This is a genomic window from Burkholderia sp. Se-20378, assembly GCF_017104665.1.
In the GTDB taxonomy this organism is placed as follows: domain Bacteria; phylum Pseudomonadota; class Gammaproteobacteria; order Burkholderiales; family Burkholderiaceae; genus Burkholderia; species Burkholderia lata.
In genome coordinates this window covers 1-20,867 of sequence record NZ_JAAGPG010000106.1, presented here as the reverse complement: position 1 = coordinate 20,867, position 20,867 = coordinate 1, and the positions used below count along the sequence as shown (strand labels likewise).

Below are 20,867 nucleotides of genomic sequence, written 5' to 3'. Positions count from 1 at the left end.
GATATCGTACTGCTCTGATGTTGCTCCGCGTTGATCCAAAATTGTCCTGAGAAGTGTCGGGAACCCTTTATTTTAAGGGCGTTCGGCGTGCGGTAGTCCACAATTCTCCAACCTGATCCTGTATCATCGCTGCTCAAATTAGTAGCTAGATTAGTAGCTGAATACGGGGAGATGATGGGGAAGCGAGGACTGAATTTGCTCAGCGACGTACAGCTCCGTCAATGGATGAAGGCTGGACAGCCACTGGCAAAAAGCGACGGTGGCGGATTGACGTTTACTCTCTCAGCGCACGGCACCGCAGCATGGATTTTAAGATTCAGTCACGGTGGCCGGCAACGTGAATTGTCGCTCGGGCGATATCCCGACCTCTCCTTGTCGGCGGCGCGTGAGCTTGCCCGCGAGCGGCGCGTCGAGGTGCAGAAAGGGATCAACCCGGCCACCGAAGTCAGGAAGGCCAAGGCGCGACGTGACTGGACGGTGCGCGAACTTATCCGCGACTACCGCGAGCTGGTGCTGTGCAATCTAGCGAACAGCACGCAGCGAAGCTACGGGCGCAATCTCGATCGCATCGAGAGCGGTATGGGGGCGGTGTCGGTGCGCGACGTGTCGGCGGCTGATATCGTCGCTCAGATCGAGCGCGTGAAGGTAGGTTGGGTGGAATCGTTCACCCTGTGGTGTGCGCTGCGCGGCATATTCAAGCACGCATCCGGCAAGCGCCTCATCGACTCGAATCCGTGTGCAGGTGTCCAGCTGGATGCGATCATTGGTAAGCGGCCCGAAGTGCAGAAGCGGTTGATGTTGACGAACGAAGAACTGCACGTCCTCTTTAACGCGTCTATGAGCACTGAGAACCTCTTGTCGGTGCGAGTGCTGCTGGCAACGGGCGTTCGCGCGTCCGAGCTGTTCACTGCTATGCGTGCAGACGTTCATCTTGATGAGGCGCGGTGGCATATCCCGGCGACCAAGACAGGCCCATCAATGGACATACCGCTTGCACCGTCTGTCGTCACATGGTTCGAAGAGCTGCTCACTCTTGGGGGCGATTCTGCCTACGTTCTGCCGGCGCGATCAAGGGCGCGCGCCGAACGCATGGGTGGCGACGCGCATCTCAGCAAGGATGCCATCCGGGAAGCGATCGACTTCTGGATCGATAACCACAAACCGAAGATTCGCCGTTTCACGCCGCACGATTTGCGCTCAACAATGAAGTCGCACATGCGTAAGCTCGGCGTGCCGCGCGACATTAGTGAAGCGTGCCTGAACCACAGGCTGGCAGGCGTCGAAGGGATCTACGACCAGCACAACTACTACGACGAACGTCGTGCTGCGCTTGAACTATGGGCGCGTTTTCTAGCGGCGCGCGCGGCGGGCGAGCAGTGGAATGTGTTGCCGTTTCGTAAGCAGGTCGAGGTTGTGAATGCGTAAAGACTACTTTGTTCAAGTGCTTGCCGATCGAGCCGGTGTGTCGGCTGCGGACGCCGGCAAGGTGCTCGACTCCCTCGCGAGCCTCATTGGTAGTGCGACGAACGGTAAGGGCGGCCTGCACGTGCCGGGGATCGGGAGTTTTAAGGCGGTCGAACGCGCCGAGCGCAAGGGTGTCAATCCGCGCACATTGGAGCCGATCACAATTGCGGCCCGCCGTACGGTTACATTCAGGCCTACCGATGAGCTAATTCGTGCAGTTGCGGACGCTCAATATCCAGCGGTCAAAGAATGATTTTTTCAATTAAATCGGCTGGGCACTTAGTTTTTCACAATTATCTCACCGTCTAGTTGCTCAATCGGCAAGCCAAAACATTTACCTGATAGGTAAATCACGGCGGAAGGAGTCGCATTGTTAGTGGCTACGCCTTTATAAATCAAGGCTTTACGTTGATTTCGCCCACCCCTATGATCCCGGTCACGTTAGTGCGCAATGAATCTCATGGGACTAGGGAGGACTTAGATGGCGAAAATTATTCGTATGAAGCAACTGACCGAGAAGGTCGGTCTTTGCAAATCGGCGCTGTACGCGAAAATTCAAAAGGGTGAATTTCCGAAGCCGTTCTCAGTAGGGGCGGGCAGGGCACGAGGTTGGCTTGAATCGACCGTTGATCAATGGATTCAAGAACAGTCCAGTCAAGGTGAAGCGGGAGCGTGATCGCTCGCAAGCCGGCTTTTCTTCTCGACTAATACCGATCGGCGTTAGTGCGAACGGGCGAGTTATCAACTGCCATATCGGCACGCAATAACGTCGTCCGTGCGCCGTGCCTAGACGGCATCTTCCACATTTTCAAGAAACGCATAGCAGGTTAATGGCAATTGTTCGTACTGCTCGTCCCGAGCGCAATTTCTACATTCTCGACAAGCGCATCAGCGAGGACAAGCGCTTGTCATGGGGCGCGCGCGGCCTGCTCGTGTTCTTGCTCGGCAAGCCAGATCACTGGAAGGTGAGCATTCAGGCGCTCGTCAACGAGACGGAAGGGGCTGCGAAGCGCGCCGGCAAGTCGGTCGTCTATGGCTATCTGGCCGAGCTGCTCGAAGTCGGCTATGTGACGCGCCAGAAGTACGGTAGCGGCGAGATCGACTACTTCGTTCACGAGATGCCAAGCCCGGTTGAGCCTAATTCCGAAATTCCAGTTTTGGATAAGCCAGTTTTGGATAAGCCAGATCTGGAAAATCAGCCGCTAGTAAGTACTGACCTTAAGCAAGGATTGACTCACAGCGAGGATTCATTCGGTACCGGCGGGGTCGCTGCCGCGACGCCAGCCGGCGACGGAAAAAAGAAGTCTGCGAAGGCGAAGAATGTCGTGCCGAGCACGGCCGCATGGGACGCCTTCAGCGCCGCATACAAGAAGCGCTACGGCGTCGAGCCGCTGCGCAACGCGAGGGTCAATGTTGCGCTGAAGAAGGTGGTTGAGTCGGTCGGTGGGGATAAGGCGCCGCTTCTGGCCGCCCACTACCTGACGATGGGCGGCTTCTACGTGCAGTGCCAGCACGACGCAACCATTCTCGTGCGCGACATCCAGATCGTCTGGAACAACATGCATAAGGCGTCGGCCGCCGGCGCTCAGCGGAAGCCGACGACGATGGCCGACTATGACGCGATCGATTACAGCAAAGGGGTGAAGGCAGATGGCAGTTTCTAACCGTCACCGTGCGAGCTTGGCGGGGCGTGGGTGCGGTTTGTAACCTTGGCGCGTAAATCTTGGGGGCAAAGCCAGTCGAAGAAAATAGGGCGCCAACGCTAGGCTAGAATGTCTCGACAACAGCACGGGGGATGACTATGAATCGCCGTCTGATCGCTTTCGCGCTTCTCGCGCTCGCCGCAACCACCGCGCACGCGCGCATGTTTCAGTTTACGCCCGGCGATTCAATGGGGAATTGCACGCCAATGTCCCCCGACTTCAAGACGGTCGGCCAGGTGCTCGACAACCTGTATCTAGCGTATGGACAACGCCTGCACGTCAACAAGGGGCCGGCGCGCGATGCCAGTGGATCAATGTTCCTTTCGGCCGTCGCGTACATGCCAGACGGCACCGTGAAGCCCTTCTTCGTTACCGACTCGAAGAAGCTGTGCGAGCGTCTGGATAATGAGCTGCGCGCCAGCTCCACCGACAACGATTAGCTCATCTGCACGTGTGCAGGGCGCGCTTATGCAACCTCGCGCGGGATTCGCTAAAGTAAAAAGCCCACGAGCAGCGGGCTGGCGAGACATACAGTATCCTGCTGTCGAGGCGTGGAGAGAAGGAGCGATTATGGCCGCGACTTATGACAACGACATCATCGCGTGGGCAACTGAGCAGGCGGCGCTGCTTCGCGCTGGCAAGTTTTCTGAGCTCGATATTGAGAACATTGCAGGCGCGATCGAGGACGTTGGCAAGGCGGAGCAATTCGAGTTTGCAAAGCAGATGGCCGCGCTTCTGACGTTTCTGCTGCAATGGGCTTGCCAGTCAGCCTCGCGCGGCCCGAACTTGCAAGCGGTCATCGGGGTGCAGCGGAAGCGGCTCCAGCGGCGCCTATCGAAAATGCCAAGCCTTCGTCCGCTACTCGTGGACGAAGACTGGATCGCGGATATGTGGGGTGATGCACGAGATGCGGCTTGCAAGGAAGCTGGCATCGAGTATGTGATATTCCCCGAGCAATGTCCCTGGGCGCTCGCACGGGCGCTTGATGACACCTTCTGGCCGGACTAGGCTCTTCCGTACAGCCGCATCTTGGGGATGCTCGGCAGCACTTCGTCTGTAGTAGTTTGGACTTGATTGGACAGTCGATATCTGATCGCAACCGGCGTAGTTCGGTCGCCGACCGTCGCTGCTCAAGAGCATTAAAGCCCTTTGGAAATTGACGTAAAAAACCACGTTCGGGGATTGTATGAAAATCGCATACGCGGTCTTTCTGTCTCTGCTGCTTACCTTGGCATTTCCGGCGTTCAGTGCCGATCTCCCCAAGGACTATGACCCTGCAGAAACCCGATGCGGCTTTGATGACGCCAGCTTAAAGAATGTCATTGGCCAGCTCGATTACGCTGACCAGGTGCTGCCGAACATCCCGCCTGAAGAAGACCGATACCTGACAGCAGAAAGTGCCGCTGCCAAGAAGGTCTACGATGAGGAGTTGAGAAAGAACAATTGGAAGACGCCCCTTCAAGGGCAAGGAAACATGCGGTATGGGGCACTTGAAGCTCGGCCTCTTTACGCTGCCTGGAACCTTCGCAAAGAACTTGTGGAGGCAAAAGGGAAGATCACTGAGATTCTCAAACCTGAGCCAGTTCCAGTCCTTGTGACATACAGGAAAAATCCGGAAGCGGAAAAGCTCGAGCGTGCTACACGAGCACTCCTTTCCATAACTACATACTCTCTGCGCATGCAAGACTTCTTAACAAGACAAAATCTTGCGCCAAACAATGCCATGATCACATCGGACCAGTGGACCCGACTTTACAGTGGAGCCCTAACGCTCAATAGCGACCTGGGGTATTACATGAGTTGCAAGCTGGCGAAGATCATGGGGCGACAGTCGTTTAACTGACGCAAGGCTCCGCAGCCGCTTGCGACCAGATCTGACGGTGGCTGTCAGATCGCGTCCCGACTTATATACATCATCGACGCCCTACTCTTCGAATGACTTAGGTGCGGGAGAGCTTCGCGCGTATGACCAGATCGGGATGTCGCGAGGTCGTGTTTGACGACCCGCGTCGAAGTGATTGCCGATCACCTTGCTAGGATTGATGTGGCCAAAGACGGCGCACACATCGCGCGCGACAAATTGGGGCTCGCCGGCGATGACGAATTGGGCCGCATTTTTCGTCAATTTCCCTCAGGCGGTTCAATTCCGGTTTGCCGCATGCCGTCAGTTTCGATCAATTCGGCCCACTGTTCTGCGTCCAGTTCCTCCGCTATCGCATCCATGTCGTCACGGTCGGCGTACGGAACTACCGTCACAAAAAACTGCGGCTCGTCGTCTTCTTCGAGTTCAACCTCCGGGTCGGTCGCCTCGTCGTACACGTGCTCGACAAAGAGCTTTCCGCCCTTGTCGTTTTCCCACACGGAATATTGCTGTGGACATTTGATGGTCATGGTTTGGTCATCGGTGAAAGGTGGGAAGGACAGCCACGGCGCGCTCATCGCGCGCATTATCGTCTGCGCAACGTATTGTAGTCGGCGAGAGCTTATTGAATTCGGCCGAACGCAATGAAGGTGGCGCCATAAAAATGGCCGCGCAAGGCGGGCTGATGATCGGCTGTATGGTCTTTTACTGCTGACTGGCGAGGTTAAGCAGGGCGCTAATAGCTTTCCGAGCGGTGACGCTGTTATCGCACGCGTTGCAAACGGCGAGCACTTCTGCGAGTGCCTCGCGACGTGCCAAAGCGCGTGTTGCGGAGAGTTGCGCGGCATGGATGACCCGCATGGCCTCGATCTCGGAGACCAGCAACTGCACCTCTTCCTCAACGCGCGACAGCTCCAGCGAATTCAGGTTGTTCATTTTCGAGTATGGTGTTTGGAAGCCGGAAACCCCGTCCGGCTGCGGGACTGCTGTGATATGCGCTCGACCAATGGCCAGGCGCGATAGAGATCAATCAGGCGACGCTTTGCGCCTTCAAATCCGCTGAAACGCTGGCGACAGTTGCGCGGCTCGTGTCAAGGTTTTCCACGATCCACGACCAGCTCAACCCCTTGTTCAGCGCGTCTGCAATCGCACGGCGCTTCTCGGTGTCAGCCGGCCGCCCCCGGAATTTTCCGGCGTCCTTGGCTTTGGCAATACCTTCCGCCTGGCGACGCCGGCGGTCCTCGTAATCCTTGCGTGCGACGGCCGCGAGCATGTCCAACAACATGCTGTTGATCGCTGCCAGCATCCGGCTGGTAAAGGCGTCAGTCGCTGCCGGGTTGAGCGCGACGTGCGAAGTCGGTAGGTCGAGCGCGACGATAACTACACCCTTCTCGTCAATCTCGCGTCGCAGGGTTGTCCAGTCCTCATCGTTCAGGCGTGCGAGGCGATCTACCTGCTCGATCAGCAGCACGTCGCCGGACTTCGCGCGCTCGATCAGACGGAACAGCTCTGGCCGCTTCAGCGTCGCACCACTTTCGTTCTCAACGAACTCCGCAGCGATGCGCACACCGTGCTCGTCTGCGAACTGCTCAAGAACTGCGCGGGCGCGCGTCGCGTCTTGTTCCTTTGTTGACGCTCGCAGGTATGCAAACACATGTCGTGGCGTGGTTTTCTTATTCATCGGAACCTTGTCGGTCTGATTTGAGTGGTTTCGATTGTGCGGTCTGTTTTAGGTGGTGTCAATAATTTTCTGTACCTAAATTTGCAGACCTTTCTCCGGTCTGGTTGACCTATACCTAATTTGGACACGAAGTCGTATGAGGTTCAGTGACCTTTCGTGAGTCGCAGTGGAAAAGTCGTGACGCGACGATTCGCTTACGGACAACCATTTAAAAGGAGAGCGTCCTATGAGCGATTCCAGATACCCGCTGCTGCTCGATCAGCGCGGTGTGTCGAAGGCAGTCGGGCTTTGCTTGAACACGATCAAGCGTATTCCGGATTTCCCGAAGCCGATCAAGCTGGATGGCGTGCGCGCGGTTCGGTGGCGATCGGCCGATGTGTGCGCGTGGGCCGCCCGTCAGACTGTCCGTGGCGATGGGGTGACGGCATGACCAGTACGAATCAATCCATCGACCGGTTGACGCCGTTGCGCGTTCTTTTGCCCAAGTCGGCGCCGCCGATCGAGGCCGCTTACAGCTATCCGGAAGCATCCAGCGTGCGCGGCCGTGCCCTTGCTGCTCTGTTGCGTGGCGAACGTCTCACGCAGGCGGATGCGCTGTCTCGCTGGGCGACTTCGCGATTGTCGAGCGCGATCTATCAACTGCGTGGATTGGGCTGGCCGATCATGGCCGTGGCGGTTCCAGTCCAGACTCGTGACAACGGCCGCACGGCGACCATCGCGCGCTACAGGCTGCCTGCCTTCGCAATTAAGAAGGCAGGCGAGCGCGGGCAGCGATTTGTCGTCCACGCGGAACAGTATGAGAAACAAGGCGCGCAACGATGAGCCGAATCTTTTTCTTCCAAAAGCCCGCAGTGGCGACGCAACTCGTAAAGGCTGAGCTCACGGTCGGATCACGCATCGCGCGACCGGCCGCGCCGCGCATTGTGGCCGCAACCGAGCGGGGCGCTGTACCGCAGTGGCATGGCGCGTTTAACCGGCTCGTGGAAGCCATTCGCACCGGGGTGCTCCCGCGATGATTGATATCCGACTGCAGGCCGCACGAGCCGAACTGGAAGCCGCGCTGTGCAATGGGTGTGACACGTCGAAGCACCGCGCTGTCATTCGCCAACTCGAAGCTGATCAGGCGGCTTCCGCTCAGGCCGAAGCTGCCGAGCGCGAGGCCGATCGCAACAGCACTGAAGCCGCGATTCATGCCGATGCCATTCTTCTCGCCGACGAGTCTCGCGCCCGCGTGTGCAAGATGCTTGAAACCCTCGAATTTCCGGAGTTCCCACTTTGAAAACGATGACCCTTGCGCGTGCTCGCGCTGAGCTTGATGCGGCGACTGCCGCCGTGGAAGTTGCATCGGCAAACGTCGCCACGCTGCGCGGGCGTTTCGCTGAGGCTGCAAAACGCCGTGCTGATGCTCTTGCCGCACTGCGCGCTGGCGATCTGACCGAAGCCATTGCAGCGGCACGTATCGCCGTTGCCGATGCCGATGCCGCCGATCTTCAGGCATTGATCGCGAGCGCTGAGGCTGTCGTCGCGGAATCCGTGCGCGCGCGCACCGTCGCTCAAAGCAATGTCGACCTGGCGCAGCGTCACATCGATCATGGCGAGCGTGCCGAGAAAATCCGGGCTCTCGATGCCTTCATCGCTGATGCCGAAGCCAAATTCGTCCGCGCGATCGAGCTGCGCCACGATCTGGGGGCCGCGCATAGTTCGGACCGGATGCTTTCTGCCCACTGGCGCCCAAGCGAGGCGCTTTCGAAAATGGTCCGCTACGGCCGCGTGCCGAAAGAGATGGCGCGATGAGTTCCGATCACGAGAGCTCGCTCGCGAGCAGCGCGGCATATCACTCAATGCGCGACGAGCTGGCCGACGCGGTTCTCTCTGGACGCGTCGGACTGGATCTTCACCAACTGGCCGACGATGCAATGTTGCGTTTCAACTTGAGCCATCAGCACGCACACGAGCTTGCCGACCAATTTCTGCTCGATCTGCGCACCGATCGGCGAGTTCATGACTGCTCGGTCTCAAATAAAGGGTAATTCGTGAAGCTCTTCCAGCCCCAAATCCAGGTGCGGCTCATCAAGGCACGCCCGCGCGCCGAGGTCGTCAACGGCAAGCCGGTGGCCGCATCGCGCTACGGCGCCAACTTCACAGGCATGGACCTGACGCCGTACCTCTCCGAAGACGGGCCGGTGGCGGTCACCAAGTCTGTTCGCGAGGCTGCCGGCGCATTCTCCTTCACGCTGGTGGATTGCCCCAACGGGCCGTTCGCCGAGACGCTGTACGCCATGATCGAGCCGATGGACATTATCGAAATTCGCATGGCTCGATCGGTTGCGGACTATCAGGGCCAGTCGTCGGGGGCGACGTACAGGTTGCCGATCGTCATGCGCGGCTTTGTCACGCAGGTGACGCGCAATCGCTCGATTGAGTCGGGCGTACCTCAGCGGTCGATCACGGTGAACGGGCACGACTACGGCAAGCTTCTGCAGATTATCCGCATCTTCTACAACACGTTGAACGGCGGCTATGTTGCCAACGACATTCTGACGGGCCTGCAATATTATTGGCAGTACGCGTCTGACGGCGCGCCGAAGATCAAGGACGCGCGCACGTTTCTGACGGGTGTCATCAACGACATCATCAACCCGTACCTTGCGAAGCTCACATCGTTACAGGTGCCGAGCGAGCGCGACGTGACCGTTGTGAAGGAATTTCTGCCGGTCGTGTCGATTGAATCCGTCGTGTCGCCGCTGTCCGTCGCGGCCGCGCCGGAGGGATCCGTTTACGACTTCCTCGCGGGGCTGCTCGACGTAGGCCCGTTCAATGAGCTGTACACCGAAGACACTGAAGATGGCGTAAATCTGGTCCTGCGGCCGGCTCCGTTCAAGGACTATGCGACGGGGAAATTCATCGACCCGGACGCATGGGCACAGTCGATCGTGCTGCCGATGGGCGTCGTTCAGTCAGATTCGCTCAGCCGCACAGATGCGAATGTCGCGAATTTCTTTTGGGTGACGAATGCGCCCTGGCAGCTTACGAGCAGCGGCACGCAGCGCCAACTCGGCAACCAAGGAGACGTAGCTTCTTTTTACATGAAGGATTACGTCAACACGGCACTGTCGATCTATGGGCTTCGCAAGATGGAGGCAAGCGTCTCGATGGCGCCGCCGGGGTACCAGGGATCGGACTCGCCCAAGGCGGCCCAGTATGCCGCCGATGGTACGACGCTGTTGTCATGGCTCGCGAGCAAGCGTGAATTCCTCGCGCTGGCGAACAAGGACAACGTAGTTCTCGAGAGTGGCACTATCAAGGTGCGCGGGAACGAGAAGATCAAGGCGGGCATGTACGTGACGATCCAGGCGCACGAAGTGCGCGATGACATTCAGCCGGCGGGGGAGTTCTACGTGACAGGCGTGCTTCAGGAGTTTCAACCGTATCACGGCTTCGTCACCACTTTGACGGTCGAGCGCGGAACCAACTTCACGAATCGAGCGCAGTCGCAGGGCAAGCCGTATTACAACGAGCTCGATCTTGCGGGAGTCGCATAATAAGCGTGTGGACTAAGGATGCAACTGACGTGTCGGCCGTTGAAGTAGCACACCTAGCGAGGCGAAAGACGTGAAGAATGCGGGAGGGGGCTTCCCCGCATCGTGCGGCCGCCGGGCGTTGGTCTATCTACCTGCCAGTGTGACAATGGCTCAGTTGCGATTAGGTTATAGATCTACAATGAGGAAGGATGTCTGGATGCCCCAACCCGGGTGCCTTTGCCGTGGTTGTGACTGGACTGTCTGGTTGTCGGCTCGCAAGAGCTGGCCTTTCAGTAAATGCCTCCTGCCCGCCCGCTTCGGCGGGCATTCTTCTTCGCAGATTTCCGCTGATGTCGCCCCCGACCTGAAGCGGCCGGTCGCATACAGACTCTGCGCCTCCGCTGGCAACATATACTGATTCGAAAAGATGAAAAATTCACCAGGCACCCTCGAAGTAACACGCTTAACATCGGGAGGCATGGAAAATGGCCATTGGGAGATAGGGTGCACTTCCTCCTTTGGGCTCCAGGCTAGATCCTTTACATACCGACAGTTATTGTATTAATTGCGCTACCCCTTCGCCCGCGCCTTTTTATTTTCCGGGATGTGATGAATTTCCCCTTGGGTGCCCTGGCTATCCGGGATGCCGTGGCGGCAAACATTTATTGGATTAATTCCGATTTTCTTGAGCCATTTTTGATCATTAATGAACACGTCCCAATGATAAGGTGTTCCGTTCGTGTCAGGTTTTGCCCATCCATTTTCTTTGCGATCCAAGAAAACTGGCTTGCTGGACATTGTCGCTACAGCTTTTGTTGCACGTAAATACCACTCGTCCGGAGGATAAAAGGTAAAAGAGCCCGAGTCTGGTAGCGCGCAGTCATACCTGGTTGTCCATTCGATCGACACATTGCGCGCGGTTGTGATGCATGGAACAGCGATGGCGCCGCGAAATCCCGTAGCAGAAATATATAACCGCCATCGCGTTCGTTCAGTGATAAACGATTTGCCAGCGGCGAGTATATTGATATTTCGTCCAGTCAGTTCTCGAACGAAAAGATACGCTCGCCCATAGTTTTGAAGTGTGTGCAGGAGGCTCTTCGCGATGCCTTCGGCGAAACGAGCATCATCTTCTTTCGTTTGAAGGGCGTACATCGGCTTAACACCGTAGGTTCTCACTGTCCCCGTTGCAGTCGGTTCGATCAGTTTCAGAGTGCTTCGCAAGACAGAAAATGCAACGCTTAGAGCATGATCTGATACATGCTGAGAAGTAAGCTTTCTGATGAGTGACTGTTCAATAGACTTCCATGCGCCCCTGTCAAAATATATTTTCCAGTCATTTTTTTTGCAGATGGAGATGATCTCTGATAAATGCGATTTGATCTCGGCTAGACGCTGCGCGTCATATGTCCCATTGGTGGCTGACGGAAGAAATAAATAGGGATCAACGACCAGCATCGGGCTCGTCCTCGTCTTCATGGATTACATCGATGACCACTTTTCCTGGCGCGACTTCCTCTTTGTCCAAAGCTGCGTAGTAGATCGCTTGTTCGGCTTGCACTGCCACATCCATAAAATCTGGCGGCCAAATCTCCATTGCACCGTCGCGCCCAATGCCAGAAGATTCAATCGAAGTTTTTCCATCTTGTTGGTTAACGCTAATAATGCGTACGTTCTCTGAGAGCCACGTTTCGATCGCGCTCCCCGGGCTGGATTGAGCCATCAACGCACGTAGACGCCGAACGAGATGGTCGCTATGAGTCTCCACTATGACCTGGCGATGAGCTTGCGCCAGAGCAACTAGCCAATTCGCTAAACGACTCTGAACCTTCGGATGCAGGTGCGACTCAGGCTCCTCAAAAGCGCAAAGCCGCACATCCGCGTTGGCGTAGATGTCGGCGTCGGCATCGGCTTCAACTGTCTGGAATCGCCTCGGATCGCTGAATAAGCCGAGCTGCACAATAGGAAGAAGGTAAGTTAAGCCTCTTCCGACGTGAAACAGCGTGGCACTTCCAAACAAGAGGCGAAATCCAACAGTCTCGATTTCGTGAATCGATAGGGGGGTATCAATACCCAATCCAGACAGTACTTCGTTAATTGCGATCGATAACGATTGTTCCCGAAAGGTGAGTGGTTTATTGATGTCATCAAAATCCGGGAGTAGATAATGTACGGGTTCAGACTGATGTGCATACAGCAACTGAGCCGCAAATTCTCCGCTAACGCCTAAATGATCCACATCAGTCGATGCGGGAGGATAGAACAGAGGTGGTAGTCCTCGTGTCGAGCTCAAAAACGAAAACCCCTTGAGTATTGCCTCGAGGCCATCCAGCGGTTGTGCGAATAGGACGTTGTATGCGTTAGCTAAGGAGCGCTGCGTGTCGCGGGGGCCTACGTTTCGCCGATTTATCGATAGCGATGGAATGAAGTGATGAAACGCAACTTCCAATTGTTTCCGGACCTGCCCCCCCCATCTGCACTCGTATCGCCCATCTCTATCGCGCTCAATCAACACATTTGCGTTTAAGGGATTTTCTGCTTGGAAATCGGGTGTTAGAGAGGACCGCAGTCGAACGCGATCAAGGACTACCTTTCCCTTTAGGTCTGAGTACTCAAGGTCCATCCGAGTATAGAGTTCGATGGCCTCTTCCTTGACACTCGCTAACCACGGAAGGGATGCGCGCTCCATAAGCGTAGAGATATCGGGCTTGCCTGACACCTCCAAGGCTGCAGCTACGTCGACGACGGATGACCACTCAAGAGAGAATTTTGGACCTTCTATTCGATCCTCGGAGGGGGATGGCCATCCGGATATCAGTTCCCGAAGATTTATTGCCGAGACGTACCCGTCTAAATGAAGTGGTGACTCAACCCGCGCGAGTTCAAGAGTCTGCTTCAGTAGAAGCAATACCTGATTGATTGTGCTTTTTCCGCTGTTGTTCTTTCCCACGAATGCGGTAAGCGCGCCGAATTCGACTCGGGTCTCCACATAAATGCTCTTGAAGTTGCTGATAGTGATAGCACGTAGACGGGAAGAGCTCATCTCTTTCTCGGATTTAAAAGTAAGTTCGTCGCAGCGACTGAAAGCTTTCTTGTGTCTTGTGATGACGAGAGCCACAGCAGCTTGACTTGAAATATACCGCCAGTGTACAAGACCTGCGGCTGTTCGCGGTCGCTGCGGGTCTGTTGGCTGAGCGCTGTTGGCGGTTAGGTTGCCCCCGTTTGTTCGACTTGGAGTTTCTCACGCACTTCGTTGCGCAGCAGGACATCGGTGAGGGGGATGCGAAGGAGGTGGCAACGGCGACTCGGTGACACGGTGGCATGCTGCAGCCCAATGCTGTTTCTCGATCCACAGAGGGCGAATCCGGGTTCGCTGAAGTACCGTGAATTCGCGGAAAGGCTTGCTGAATAAGGCGCAGGGCAAAATGAGACGACCCCATTTGGCTTTGACAACTGCGCTGTTCGTCTGTTCGGGGATGGTTTTCGTCTTTGGGGGACTCTGCGTCCAGTTGTCTCGGGCGCAAAAAGGGCGAACGGCATCGCGGCTTGTCAAGGTGTATGGAGGCTGAATTGGCTCGCCAGGCACCGCTGTTTGCCGTTGGGACGGCCGTACCCGCGATGCTACCCTAACGTAGATGCCGCCCGTTCAAGCCGAACGAGGGCCGCGCAAAGCTGATCCCCCAAAAGACGAGTTTGGTTTTGCTTGCGCGCCGAGAAGTTTCGGAAAGGCTTGCTGCACAAGGCGCAGAGTTAATTGTTACGGCGCACTCTTCGTTCGGCGGTGACTTTCGTCTTTTGGGGGATTCAGCGTTAGCGTCCAGCTGTCTCGGTCGCTAAAAAGGCGAACAATGGTTCCCGTCTCGCCAGTGTTGCGTCGTTGCACCTGGCCGGCCGCAATGCCGTTCGCCTTTTCAGCGACCGGGTTATCGGCGCCGCTCGCCTTTGGGGCGACCATTTTCCGAGAAGGGTGGCGCAAATTCCAGCACTCAGTCGTGCCAATTGCGACTATTGAAGCCGCTCGTAGTCAGCCAGTCGAGCTTTCGGCCAACGGCGCTTCACAATGGCTGCTGCCTCGATGTCGCCCGTACAGAATTCCAGCTCAACAATTTCGGCGGCGCCGTCGCGATCGATCAGGCACCTCGCGGGATGCAGTCGTGCGGCTGCGCGACGTGGCGGCCCACCCTTCGCATTGCGGCCGTGCTTGAGCTCGCGCTGCCGGTTATAGCAGCCGACACAAAGTTCCTTTCGAACAAGCCGCAAAGACGCTACACCGCATCGCACGCAGGGACGTGCGGTTTGCACTGGCAGGAAGGTTTGCCCGTGCTCATCGATCGCTGGTGCCTGACGACCGCACGCTTGCGAGTGGAGTTGTCCGATTGGGCAGGCGCAGCACGACAAGAACTTCTCGGTCTGCTGGTTCCGTGCGCACGCGGAAGGAGAGAGGTCGGCACGTAGCCGTTCGCACCGGAAGAACATCATGCCGACGAAATCGGGCTTCTCGAAATACTCGACGGTCTGCATCTAATTCGCTCGCGCGAGTGGGGATGCAACAGCGTCGGCTCACGACTTGTCGGGCGCGACAAGCAGCGGACAAGTTGGCGCGATGGTCGACAAGGTGGTGCCGGCCTTGTGTGGCGGGCGTTGAAGCGCAGTTTGGAATGTGGGTGGGCGGCGGCGGTGTGCGGCCGCTTGTCGGCCTATCGACAAAAAAGCAGCGGTGGGGGTCTAATTATCAGCGGCTGCATTCGAGGGCGGTGCGTCGCTAGGGCTCGTAGCATCTCGTGCCGTAGGCGGGGTGCTTCGTGTCTTCGTCAATCGGCCGTGTTGGCTGCCAGTAGAGGTTCAGGCGCGTACGGCGGTAGTGTAGGCAGAATCGGAACGTGGACGAGTCGATTTTCGGTTCGATACGTTGTTCATTTCGAAGGGGGGGGCGATGGCGACGGTACCTGCGCTCTGCTGGATTTGTGGCTCGACTGCAGACTCGGGCGAGCATTTGCTGAAGGCATCCGATCTGCGAGGACTGTTTGGCTTGGTATCGCAGTCACACCCTCTTTACATGCACTCAAATGCTGCGCGCAACGTCCCCAAACGCACAATTAAGGATCGAGCGTTCAAGTCAAAGGCGCTTCTGTGCGCCGATTGCAACAACGCAAAGAGCCAACCCTACGATCGAGCATGGGAGCGTCTGTCTGATGACCTTAGGCGAAGACAGACGCTGCGCTCTGGAGAGTTGATCAAGCTGAAAAATGTCTTCAAGAGACCGGCCAAAGAGGCATTGCTGGACACGCACCTCTATTTCGTTAAGCTGTTTGGCTGCAGGATAGTTGAGCATCAGATCCCAATCAACGTTCGACCATTCGCCGACGCCTTTCTAGCCAGGAAGGCACATCCGTACGTGTTCATTGCAATCGGGCCGACACCCTTTAGCGCGCAAGGCAAGAAGTTGGCGGGTTGGTCGGAGATTCATGCGCAGAACGTTGGTGGACGGTGCGTCTTTGCGACTTGGTTTTATCACGTCGCCGATGTCGCGGTGAATATCATCTATGCGGAGCCTGGTCAAAATCGTATGGGGCTCACCCAAGCGTGGCACCCTGACTCTGCCGGACGGCTGCTGCGAATGGCTCGGTTCAGTCGCGTATCGTGACTATCAGGAAGCTATCGCGCGCCGGAAACTGGAGCAGGATCAACTAGATTTCGATCGCTTCTTTCGGCCCGCTTTGGGGCTCCTGACTGCCCCGGGACGGGTAGGCTGAGCGAGATCAGAGCTTTCTGCGCGGCCGGTTGTACGTCCCACGTTGAAATTTACCGACCGATACTGTCGGGATCGGACGTATTTTGCGACCGGCGGTTGCGGACGGGCGTTTGATGCCGATCGTCAAGCGCGACCGGCAAACTCCATCGTTGACGTAACGTCTATCATCCGCACCGTTACGCTGGCCGCCAATCGACGCGAGCGTCGGTCAGGCACGGGCGTGATTCCACCGCGCTGCAAATTAGTAGCTAGATTAGTGGCTGGAACAAAAATAGACGCTTGAAAATCGCTGGAATGCCCATTGGTAGGGCATTCGCGTCATTACATCAGCACGATATCGTACTGCTCCTGGCTCAGGTTCGATTCGACCTGCAGCGACACCGGCTTGCCGATGAAGTCGATCAGCATCGCGAGATGCTGCGATTCCTCGTCGAGGAACAGGTCGATCACCTGTTGTGCGGCGATCACGCGGAATTCGCGCGGGTTGAACTGCCGCGACTCGCGCAGGATCTCGCGCAGGATGTCGTAGCACACGGTGCGCGACGTCTTCACCTGGCCCTTGCCCTGACAGGTCGGGCAAGGCTCGCACAGCACGTGCGCGAGCGATTCGCGCGTGCGCTTGCGCGTCATCTCGACGAGCCCGAGCTGCGAGAAGCCGTTGACCGTCACGCGCGTGCGGTCGCGCGACAGCGCCTTCTTCAACTCGGACAGCACCGCGTCGCGATGCTCGGCGTTCTCCATGTCGATGAAGTCGATGATGATGATCCCGCCGAGGTTGCGCAGCCGCAGCTGCCGCGCGATCGTATGCGCGGCCTCGAGGTTGGTCTTGAAGATCGTGTCGTCGAAGTTGCGTGCGCCGACGTAGCCGCCGGTGTTCACGTCGATCGTCGTCATCGCTTCGGTCTGGTCGATCATCAGGTAACCGCCCGACTTCAGGTCGACGCGGCGCGACAGCGCGCGCTGGATCTCCGTCTCGATGTTGTACAGGTCGAACAGCGGCCGCTCGCCCGTGTAGTGGTGCAGCTTCGGGCTCACGGCCGGCGTGAACTCGCCCGCGAATTCCGAGAGGCGCTGGTACGTCTCGCGCGAATCGACCTGGATGCGCGTCGTGTCGTCGTTCGCGAAATCGCGCAGCACGCGCTGCGCGAGATCGAGATCCTGGTAAAGCAGGCTCGTCGCCGGCAGCCGCTGCGCCTGAGCGACGATCGTCGCCCACGTCTTGCGCAGGTACGTGACGTCGCCGGCGAGTTCGTCGGAGGTCGCATCCTCGGCGATGGTCCGCACGATGTAGCCGCCTTTCTCGTCCGCCGGGATCACGGCCGTCAGGCGCGCGCGCACGGCCTCACGTTCGGCCTCGCTCTCGATCTTCTGCGAGATGCCGATATGCGGCTCCTGCGGCAGGTAGACGAGCGTGCGGCCCGCGATGCTGACTTGCGTCGACAAACGCGCGCCCTTCGTGCCGATCGGGTCCTTGATCACCTGGACCATCAGCGTCTGGCCTTCGAACACGATCTTCTCGATCGGCTGATGCGGCGCGCCCGATTGCGGCTCGCCTGCGAGGCGCGGATGCCAGATGTCGGCGACGTGCAGGAACGCCGCGCGTTCGAGGCCGATGTCGATGAATGCCGACTGCATGCCGGGCAGCACGCGCACGACCTTGCCGAGATAGATGTTGCCGACCCGCCCGCGCGACAGCGTGCGCTCGACGTGAAGCTCCTGCACCGCGCCTTGCTGGACGAGTGCGACCCGCGTTTCCTGCGGCGTGAGGTTAATCAGGATTTCTTCGTTCATGGTGGGTTCAGAAGGCGACGCGCGCGGCGCGTAGCAGCGCGGCAGTCTCAAAAAGGGGCAGACCCATGATACCTGAATGGGAACCGTCGATTCGCTCGATGAATTCGGCCGCGCGCCCCTGGATCGCGTACGCGCCGGCCTTGCCGAACGGTTCGCCCGATTCGACGTAGCGTGCATACGCGTCGCGCGACGCGGGCGCGAAGCGCACCGACGAGCGCGACAGCGCCGGCGGCAGCAGTTCGCCGTCGGCGTCGATCACGGCGACGGCGGTCAGCACCGCGTGCTCGCGGCCTGCGAGGCGCGTCAGCATCGCGAGCGCGTCGTCGGCGTCGGACGGCTTGCCGAGGATCGCACCGTCGATCGTGACGGTCGTATCGGCGACCAGCACCGGCGAGGCCGGCTTGCCGCTCGCGACGAGGCGCGAGCGCGCAGCCTCCGCCTTCGCGATGGTCACGCGCCGCACGTAGGCATCGGCGGCTTCGCCGGGCAGCTCGGCCTCGAGCGCCTCGGCATCCTCGTCGGGGCGTGGCAGCAGCAGCTCGAAGCGTACGCCGATCTGCTGCAGCAGCTCCTGGCGGCGCGGACTTTGCGAAGCGAGGTAAAGGGTCGGGAAAAGCGCGGGAGGCGTGCTGGACGGCATGGTGTCGTTATCTCGGTGTGCGCGCGTGGCGCGCGTCTCGAGGACGACACGTCATGCGCGATGGTAGGGGTGATTCTGCGTGATGCTCCATGCCCGGTAAAGCTGTTCGGCGAGCAGCACGCGCACCATCCCGTGCGGCAGCGTCATGCTCGAGATGCGCAGCAGCGTGTCGGCACGCGCTTTCAGTTCCGGATCGAGCCCGTCGGCACCGCCGATCACGAACGCGACGTCGCGGCCGTCCTGCTGCCAGCCGGGCAGCGCCTGCGCGAGCTGCATCGTGGTCCAGTCGCGGCCGCGCTCGTCGAGCGCGACGAGGCGCGCGCCCTTCGGCAACGCAGCCTCGATCTTCTGCCGCTCGGCCGCCATCACGCTTTCGGCGCTGCGGCCGCCCGAACGCAGTTCGGGCTTGATCTCGCGCAACTCGATGCGCAGCTCGGGCGGCATCCGCTTCGTGTATTCGTCGAAGCCGGATGCGATCCAGCCGGGCATCTTGTGACCGACCGCAAGGATGAAAAGCTTCATCGGGAGATGCGTAACGACTCGGGGCTCAACGGCGGCGGGCGGCCGTCTTGCGCGCCGGGCGTGCGGGCGCGGCTTCCTCTTCTTCGTCGTCGCCTTCGCTGGCCTGGGCGAAGCCGTTCCCCTTGCCGCCGCCGAGCTTCATCCGCACGGGCTTGTCGCCCCAGATTTCCTCGAGGTTGTAGTACTGGCGCAGGGCCGGTTGCAGGATGTGCACGACCGCGTCGCCGCAGTCGACGAGCACCCATTCGCCGGTGTCTTCGCCTTCGGAGCTGACGATGTCGCCGCCGGCTTCCTTGACCTTGTCACGCACGTTCGACGCGAGCGCCTTGGTCTGGCGGTTGGAGGTGCCCGAAGCGACGACCACGCGGTCGAACAGTTCGGTCAGGTGGCTGGTGTTGAACACCTTGATGTCTTGCGCCTTGACGTCTTCGAGGGCGTCGACGATCACGCGCTGCAGTTTGCGAATATCCATGGATTCAGGAATGGTAGAGGCGATGTTGAAGAATATAGGCCCATACGGCGGCCGGCACATGCTCGGCCGATGCGTCGGGCATTTGCGCATGGCGCGCGATGCATTCGCGCAGGTGGGCGCGGATGTCGGTCGCGGCAATGTCGAACGAAAGGGTCGTATCGATCAGCAGGTGGCCTGCCGACGTGGCCTTCAGCACGTCGGCGCCGGCCTGCCGCGCGGCGATTTCCTGCGCGACGTCCGGTGGCGCCGCGCCGAGGTCGAAACCCGGGCGCGTCGACACGCAGATGTGCGCGTAGTCGAACAGCTTGCGCCAGTCGCGCCACGTGTCGAGACGCACGAGCTGGTCGGCGCCGATCAGCAGCGACAGCGACGCGTCAGGGCCGATCCGCTCGCGCCAGCGCGCAAGCGTCTCGACCGTGTAAGTCGGGCCGACGTGCTCGATCTCGTCGGTGGCGACGGTCACGGTCACGTCCGGCACGGACAGCGAGCCGGCGGCCGCGCGCGTCATCGCGAGCCGATGCTCGGCGGCCGACACGTCACGCTTCTGGTACGGCTGCCCGGCGGGCAGCAGCACGAGTTCGGTCAGGCCGAGCAGCTCCGCGAACCGGCGCGCGAGCGCGAGATGGCCGTCGTGGATCGGGTCGAAAGTGCCGCCCAGCAAGCCGATACGACGCGGCAGCGGGGTGGGGCGGGCGGTGGTGTCCAGAAACGCGTCCTTTTCTTGATGCAGGGGTCAGATCCAGTCGCGCGGCACGATGAAGTCGCTGTACAGGCGCGCTTCCGGCGAACCCGGTTCGGGTTGCCAGTTGTAGCGCCAGTTCGCGACCGGCGGCATCGACATCAGGATCGACTCGGTTCGGCCGCCGCTTTGCAGGCCGAACAGCGTGCCGCGGTCGAACACGAGGTTGAATTCGACGTAGCGGCCGCGGCGGTATGCCTGGAAGTCGCGCTCGCGTTCGCCGTACGGCAGCTCGGCGCGCCGCTCGACGATCGGCAGGTAGGCCTGCAGGAACGCGTCGCCGACGCTTTGCATCATGTCAAACGAGCGTTCGAAACCGGGCTCCGAGAAATCGTCGAAGAAGATCCCGCCGATGCCGCGCATCTCGTTGCGGTGCTTCAGGAAGAAATACTCGTCGCACCATTTCTTGAAACGCGGGTAGAGCTCGACGCCGAACGGGTCGAGCGCATCCTTGCAGGTCTGGTGGAAATGCCGGGCGTCGTCCTCGAAACCGTAAACCGGTGTCAGATCCATGCCGCCGCCGAACCAGAACACGGGCTCCTCGCCCGGTTTCGTCGCGATCAGCATCCGCACGTTCATATGTACGGTCGGGCAGTACGGGTTGCGCGGGTGCAGCACCAGCGACACGCCGAGCGCCTCGAAGCCGCGGCCCGCGAGCTGCGGGCGTGCCGCGCTCGCCGACGGCGGCAGCGCATCGTCCGCGACGTCGGCGAGCGCGGCA

Annotated in this window: 26 protein-coding genes; 13 read left to right on the top strand and 13 right to left on the bottom strand. The window is 59.1% G+C overall.

What is annotated here, in order from left to right; all coding sequences use genetic code 11:
- Positions 1-174 precede the first annotated feature (174 nt).
- The 7 genes from G3N93_RS14195 (at position 175) to G3N93_RS14165 (ending at position 5,010) form a co-directional block, all read left to right on the top strand.
- The gene (locus tag G3N93_RS14195; RefSeq protein ID WP_206133309.1) at positions 175-1,425 is read left to right on the top strand and encodes a site-specific integrase; all 1,251 of its coding nucleotides are present in this window, start codon (positions 175-177) and stop codon (positions 1,423-1,425) included.
- Entirely contained in the window at positions 1,418-1,717 is a 300-nt protein-coding gene (locus tag G3N93_RS14190) for an HU family DNA-binding protein (protein WP_206133308.1), read from the top strand. Before G3N93_RS14195 ends, G3N93_RS14190 begins: the two co-directional genes overlap by 8 nt.
- A 246-nt stretch (positions 1,718-1,963) precedes the next feature.
- The gene (locus G3N93_RS14185) at positions 1,964-2,140 is read left to right on the top strand and encodes an AlpA family transcriptional regulator (RefSeq protein ID WP_241026549.1); all 177 of its coding nucleotides are present in this window, start codon (positions 1,964-1,966) and stop codon (positions 2,138-2,140) included.
- Positions 2,141-2,294: 154 nt separating this feature from the next.
- A complete protein-coding gene (locus G3N93_RS14180; RefSeq protein WP_206133306.1) occupies positions 2,295-3,128 on the top strand; it encodes a hypothetical protein in 834 nt (277 codons plus the stop codon).
- A 137-nt stretch (positions 3,129-3,265) separates the two neighbouring features.
- Positions 3,266-3,607, top strand: a complete 342-nt coding sequence (locus tag G3N93_RS14175) for a hypothetical protein (RefSeq protein WP_206133305.1) — start codon at positions 3,266-3,268, stop codon at positions 3,605-3,607.
- Positions 3,608-3,737: 130 nt separating this feature from the next.
- Complete coding sequence (locus G3N93_RS14170; RefSeq protein WP_206133304.1) at positions 3,738-4,175, top strand: DUF29 domain-containing protein; 438 nt, start codon at positions 3,738-3,740, stop codon at positions 4,173-4,175.
- A gap of 178 nt (positions 4,176-4,353) precedes the next feature.
- Positions 4,354-5,010 (top strand): hypothetical protein, encoded by a 657-nt coding sequence (locus G3N93_RS14165; protein ID WP_206133303.1) that lies wholly within the window; start codon positions 4,354-4,356, stop codon positions 5,008-5,010.
- Between the two features lie 278 nt (positions 5,011-5,288).
- On the opposite strand, the gene G3N93_RS14160 is transcribed toward G3N93_RS14165, so the two are convergent.
- The 3 genes from G3N93_RS14160 to G3N93_RS14150 form a co-directional block, all read right to left on the bottom strand.
- A complete protein-coding gene (locus tag G3N93_RS14160; RefSeq protein WP_206133302.1) occupies positions 5,289-5,606 on the bottom strand; it encodes a hypothetical protein in 318 nt (105 codons plus the stop codon).
- Between the two features lie 127 nt (positions 5,607-5,733).
- Positions 5,734-5,964 carry a hypothetical protein gene (locus G3N93_RS14155; protein ID WP_206133301.1) on the bottom strand — a complete coding sequence of 77 codons (231 nt, stop codon included), beginning with the start codon at positions 5,962-5,964 and terminating at the stop codon, positions 5,734-5,736.
- A 94-nt stretch (positions 5,965-6,058) separates the two neighbouring features.
- The gene (locus G3N93_RS14150) at positions 6,059-6,709 is read right to left on the bottom strand and encodes a recombinase family protein (protein WP_206133300.1); all 651 of its coding nucleotides are present in this window, start codon (positions 6,707-6,709) and stop codon (positions 6,059-6,061) included.
- 226 nt (positions 6,710-6,935) lie between these two features.
- On the opposite strand from G3N93_RS14150, the gene G3N93_RS14145 reads away from it, so the two are divergent.
- The 4 genes from G3N93_RS14145 (at position 6,936) to G3N93_RS14130 (ending at position 8,503) form a co-directional block, all read left to right on the top strand.
- Positions 6,936-7,139: an AlpA family transcriptional regulator gene (locus tag G3N93_RS14145; protein ID WP_206133299.1), complete on the top strand. Its 204-nt coding sequence runs from the start codon at positions 6,936-6,938 to the stop codon at positions 7,137-7,139.
- Entirely contained in the window at positions 7,136-7,531 is a 396-nt protein-coding gene (locus tag G3N93_RS14140; RefSeq protein WP_206133298.1) for a helix-turn-helix domain-containing protein, read from the top strand. The genes G3N93_RS14145 and G3N93_RS14140 overlap by 4 nt, the downstream gene beginning before the upstream one ends.
- A gap of 190 nt (positions 7,532-7,721) precedes the next feature.
- Complete coding sequence (locus tag G3N93_RS14135) at positions 7,722-7,988, top strand: hypothetical protein (RefSeq protein ID WP_206133297.1); 267 nt, start codon at positions 7,722-7,724, stop codon at positions 7,986-7,988.
- Complete coding sequence (locus tag G3N93_RS14130; RefSeq protein WP_206133296.1) at positions 7,985-8,503, top strand: hypothetical protein; 519 nt, start codon at positions 7,985-7,987, stop codon at positions 8,501-8,503. Before G3N93_RS14135 ends, G3N93_RS14130 begins: the two co-directional genes overlap by 4 nt.
- 44 nt (positions 8,504-8,547) lie before the next feature.
- Here G3N93_RS14130 and G3N93_RS14125 read toward each other — a convergent pair whose 3' ends face one another.
- Positions 8,548-8,712, bottom strand: a complete 165-nt coding sequence (locus G3N93_RS14125) for a hypothetical protein (RefSeq protein WP_206133295.1) — start codon at positions 8,710-8,712, stop codon at positions 8,548-8,550.
- A gap of 30 nt (positions 8,713-8,742) precedes the next feature.
- Between G3N93_RS14125 and G3N93_RS14120 the strand changes: the two genes are divergently transcribed.
- Positions 8,743-10,251, top strand: a complete 1,509-nt coding sequence (locus tag G3N93_RS14120) for a hypothetical protein (RefSeq protein WP_206133294.1) — start codon at positions 8,743-8,745, stop codon at positions 10,249-10,251.
- A 549-nt stretch (positions 10,252-10,800) separates the two neighbouring features.
- Here the strand turns inward: G3N93_RS14120 and G3N93_RS14115 are convergent.
- The 3 genes from G3N93_RS14115 to G3N93_RS14105 form a co-directional block, all read right to left on the bottom strand.
- Entirely contained in the window at positions 10,801-11,688 is an 888-nt protein-coding gene (locus G3N93_RS14115; RefSeq protein WP_206133293.1) for a hypothetical protein, read from the bottom strand.
- On the bottom strand, positions 11,675-13,273 hold the full coding sequence (locus G3N93_RS14110; RefSeq protein ID WP_206133292.1) for an AAA family ATPase: 1,599 nt from the start codon (positions 13,271-13,273) through the stop codon (positions 11,675-11,677). Before G3N93_RS14110 ends, G3N93_RS14115 begins: the two co-directional genes overlap by 14 nt.
- Positions 13,274-14,235: 962 nt before the next feature.
- Complete coding sequence (locus tag G3N93_RS14105) at positions 14,236-14,751, bottom strand: hypothetical protein (protein WP_206133291.1); 516 nt, start codon at positions 14,749-14,751, stop codon at positions 14,236-14,238.
- Between the two features lie 412 nt (positions 14,752-15,163).
- Between G3N93_RS14105 and G3N93_RS14100 the strand changes: the two genes are divergently transcribed.
- Positions 15,164-15,874 (top strand): hypothetical protein, encoded by a 711-nt coding sequence (locus G3N93_RS14100; protein WP_206133290.1) that lies wholly within the window; start codon positions 15,164-15,166, stop codon positions 15,872-15,874.
- A gap of 429 nt (positions 15,875-16,303) precedes the next feature.
- On the opposite strand, the gene rng is transcribed toward G3N93_RS14100, so the two are convergent.
- The 6 genes from rng to hemF all read right to left on the bottom strand — a co-directional run.
- Entirely contained in the window at positions 16,304-17,773 is a 1,470-nt protein-coding gene (gene rng / locus G3N93_RS14095) for a ribonuclease G (RefSeq protein ID WP_043188949.1), read from the bottom strand.
- Between the two features lie 7 nt (positions 17,774-17,780).
- On the bottom strand, positions 17,781-18,413 hold the full coding sequence (locus G3N93_RS14090; protein WP_174942706.1) for a nucleoside triphosphate pyrophosphatase: 633 nt from the start codon (positions 18,411-18,413) through the stop codon (positions 17,781-17,783).
- Positions 18,414-18,464: 51 nt separating this feature from the next.
- A complete protein-coding gene (rlmH, locus tag G3N93_RS14085; protein ID WP_011352746.1) occupies positions 18,465-18,935 on the bottom strand; it encodes a 23S rRNA (pseudouridine(1915)-N(3))-methyltransferase RlmH in 471 nt (156 codons plus the stop codon).
- 25 nt (positions 18,936-18,960) lie between these two features.
- The gene (gene rsfS / locus G3N93_RS14080; RefSeq protein ID WP_174942703.1) at positions 18,961-19,407 is read right to left on the bottom strand and encodes a ribosome silencing factor; all 447 of its coding nucleotides are present in this window, start codon (positions 19,405-19,407) and stop codon (positions 18,961-18,963) included.
- Between the two features lie 4 nt (positions 19,408-19,411).
- On the bottom strand, positions 19,412-20,137 hold the full coding sequence (locus tag G3N93_RS14075) for a nicotinate-nucleotide adenylyltransferase (protein WP_174942909.1): 726 nt from the start codon (positions 20,135-20,137) through the stop codon (positions 19,412-19,414).
- 3 nt (positions 20,138-20,140) lie between these two features.
- Positions 20,141-20,867, bottom strand: a 727-nt coding sequence (gene hemF / locus G3N93_RS14070; protein ID WP_206133289.1) for an oxygen-dependent coproporphyrinogen oxidase, incomplete at its 5' end; no start/stop codon positions are given.

What these genes read in the sequence shown, in the direction of transcription:
- G3N93_RS14195 (WP_206133309.1), top strand. Translation starts at nt 175, where the DNA reads ATGGGGAAGCGAGGACTGAATTTGCTCAGCGACGTACAGCTCCGTCAA.
- G3N93_RS14190 (WP_206133308.1), top strand. Translation starts at nt 1,418, where the DNA reads ATGCGTAAAGACTACTTTGTTCAAGTGCTTGCCGATCGAGCCGGTGTG.
- G3N93_RS14185 (WP_241026549.1), top strand. Translation starts at nt 1,964, where the DNA reads ATGAAGCAACTGACCGAGAAGGTCGGTCTTTGCAAATCGGCGCTGTAC.
- G3N93_RS14180 (WP_206133306.1), top strand. Translation starts at nt 2,295, where the DNA reads ATGGCAATTGTTCGTACTGCTCGTCCCGAGCGCAATTTCTACATTCTC.
- G3N93_RS14175 (WP_206133305.1), top strand. Translation starts at nt 3,266, where the DNA reads ATGAATCGCCGTCTGATCGCTTTCGCGCTTCTCGCGCTCGCCGCAACC.
- G3N93_RS14170 (WP_206133304.1), top strand. Translation starts at nt 3,738, where the DNA reads ATGGCCGCGACTTATGACAACGACATCATCGCGTGGGCAACTGAGCAG.
- G3N93_RS14165 (WP_206133303.1), top strand. Translation starts at nt 4,354, where the DNA reads ATGAAAATCGCATACGCGGTCTTTCTGTCTCTGCTGCTTACCTTGGCA.
- G3N93_RS14160 (WP_206133302.1), bottom strand. Translation starts at nt 5,606, where the DNA reads ATGAGCGCGCCGTGGCTGTCCTTCCCACCTTTCACCGATGACCAAACC.
- G3N93_RS14155 (WP_206133301.1), bottom strand. Translation starts at nt 5,964, where the DNA reads ATGAACAACCTGAATTCGCTGGAGCTGTCGCGCGTTGAGGAAGAGGTG.
- G3N93_RS14150 (WP_206133300.1), bottom strand. Translation starts at nt 6,709, where the DNA reads ATGAATAAGAAAACCACGCCACGACATGTGTTTGCATACCTGCGAGCG.
- G3N93_RS14145 (WP_206133299.1), top strand. Translation starts at nt 6,936, where the DNA reads ATGAGCGATTCCAGATACCCGCTGCTGCTCGATCAGCGCGGTGTGTCG.
- G3N93_RS14140 (WP_206133298.1), top strand. Translation starts at nt 7,136, where the DNA reads ATGACCAGTACGAATCAATCCATCGACCGGTTGACGCCGTTGCGCGTT.
- G3N93_RS14135 (WP_206133297.1), top strand. Translation starts at nt 7,722, where the DNA reads ATGATTGATATCCGACTGCAGGCCGCACGAGCCGAACTGGAAGCCGCG.
- G3N93_RS14125 (WP_206133295.1), bottom strand. Translation starts at nt 8,712, where the DNA reads ATGAACTCGCCGATCGGTGCGCAGATCGAGCAGAAATTGGTCGGCAAG.
- G3N93_RS14115 (WP_206133293.1), bottom strand. Translation starts at nt 11,688, where the DNA reads ATGCTGGTCGTTGATCCCTATTTATTTCTTCCGTCAGCCACCAATGGG.
- G3N93_RS14110 (WP_206133292.1), bottom strand. Translation starts at nt 13,273, where the DNA reads ATGAGCTCTTCCCGTCTACGTGCTATCACTATCAGCAACTTCAAGAGC.
- G3N93_RS14105 (WP_206133291.1), bottom strand. Translation starts at nt 14,751, where the DNA reads ATGCAGACCGTCGAGTATTTCGAGAAGCCCGATTTCGTCGGCATGATG.
- G3N93_RS14100 (WP_206133290.1), top strand. Translation starts at nt 15,164, where the DNA reads ATGGCGACGGTACCTGCGCTCTGCTGGATTTGTGGCTCGACTGCAGAC.
- rng (WP_043188949.1), bottom strand. Translation starts at nt 17,773, where the DNA reads ATGAACGAAGAAATCCTGATTAACCTCACGCCGCAGGAAACGCGGGTC.
- G3N93_RS14090 (WP_174942706.1), bottom strand. Translation starts at nt 18,413, where the DNA reads ATGCCGTCCAGCACGCCTCCCGCGCTTTTCCCGACCCTTTACCTCGCT.
- rlmH (WP_011352746.1), bottom strand. Translation starts at nt 18,935, where the DNA reads ATGAAGCTTTTCATCCTTGCGGTCGGTCACAAGATGCCCGGCTGGATC.
- rsfS (WP_174942703.1), bottom strand. Translation starts at nt 19,407, where the DNA reads ATGGATATTCGCAAACTGCAGCGCGTGATCGTCGACGCCCTCGAAGAC.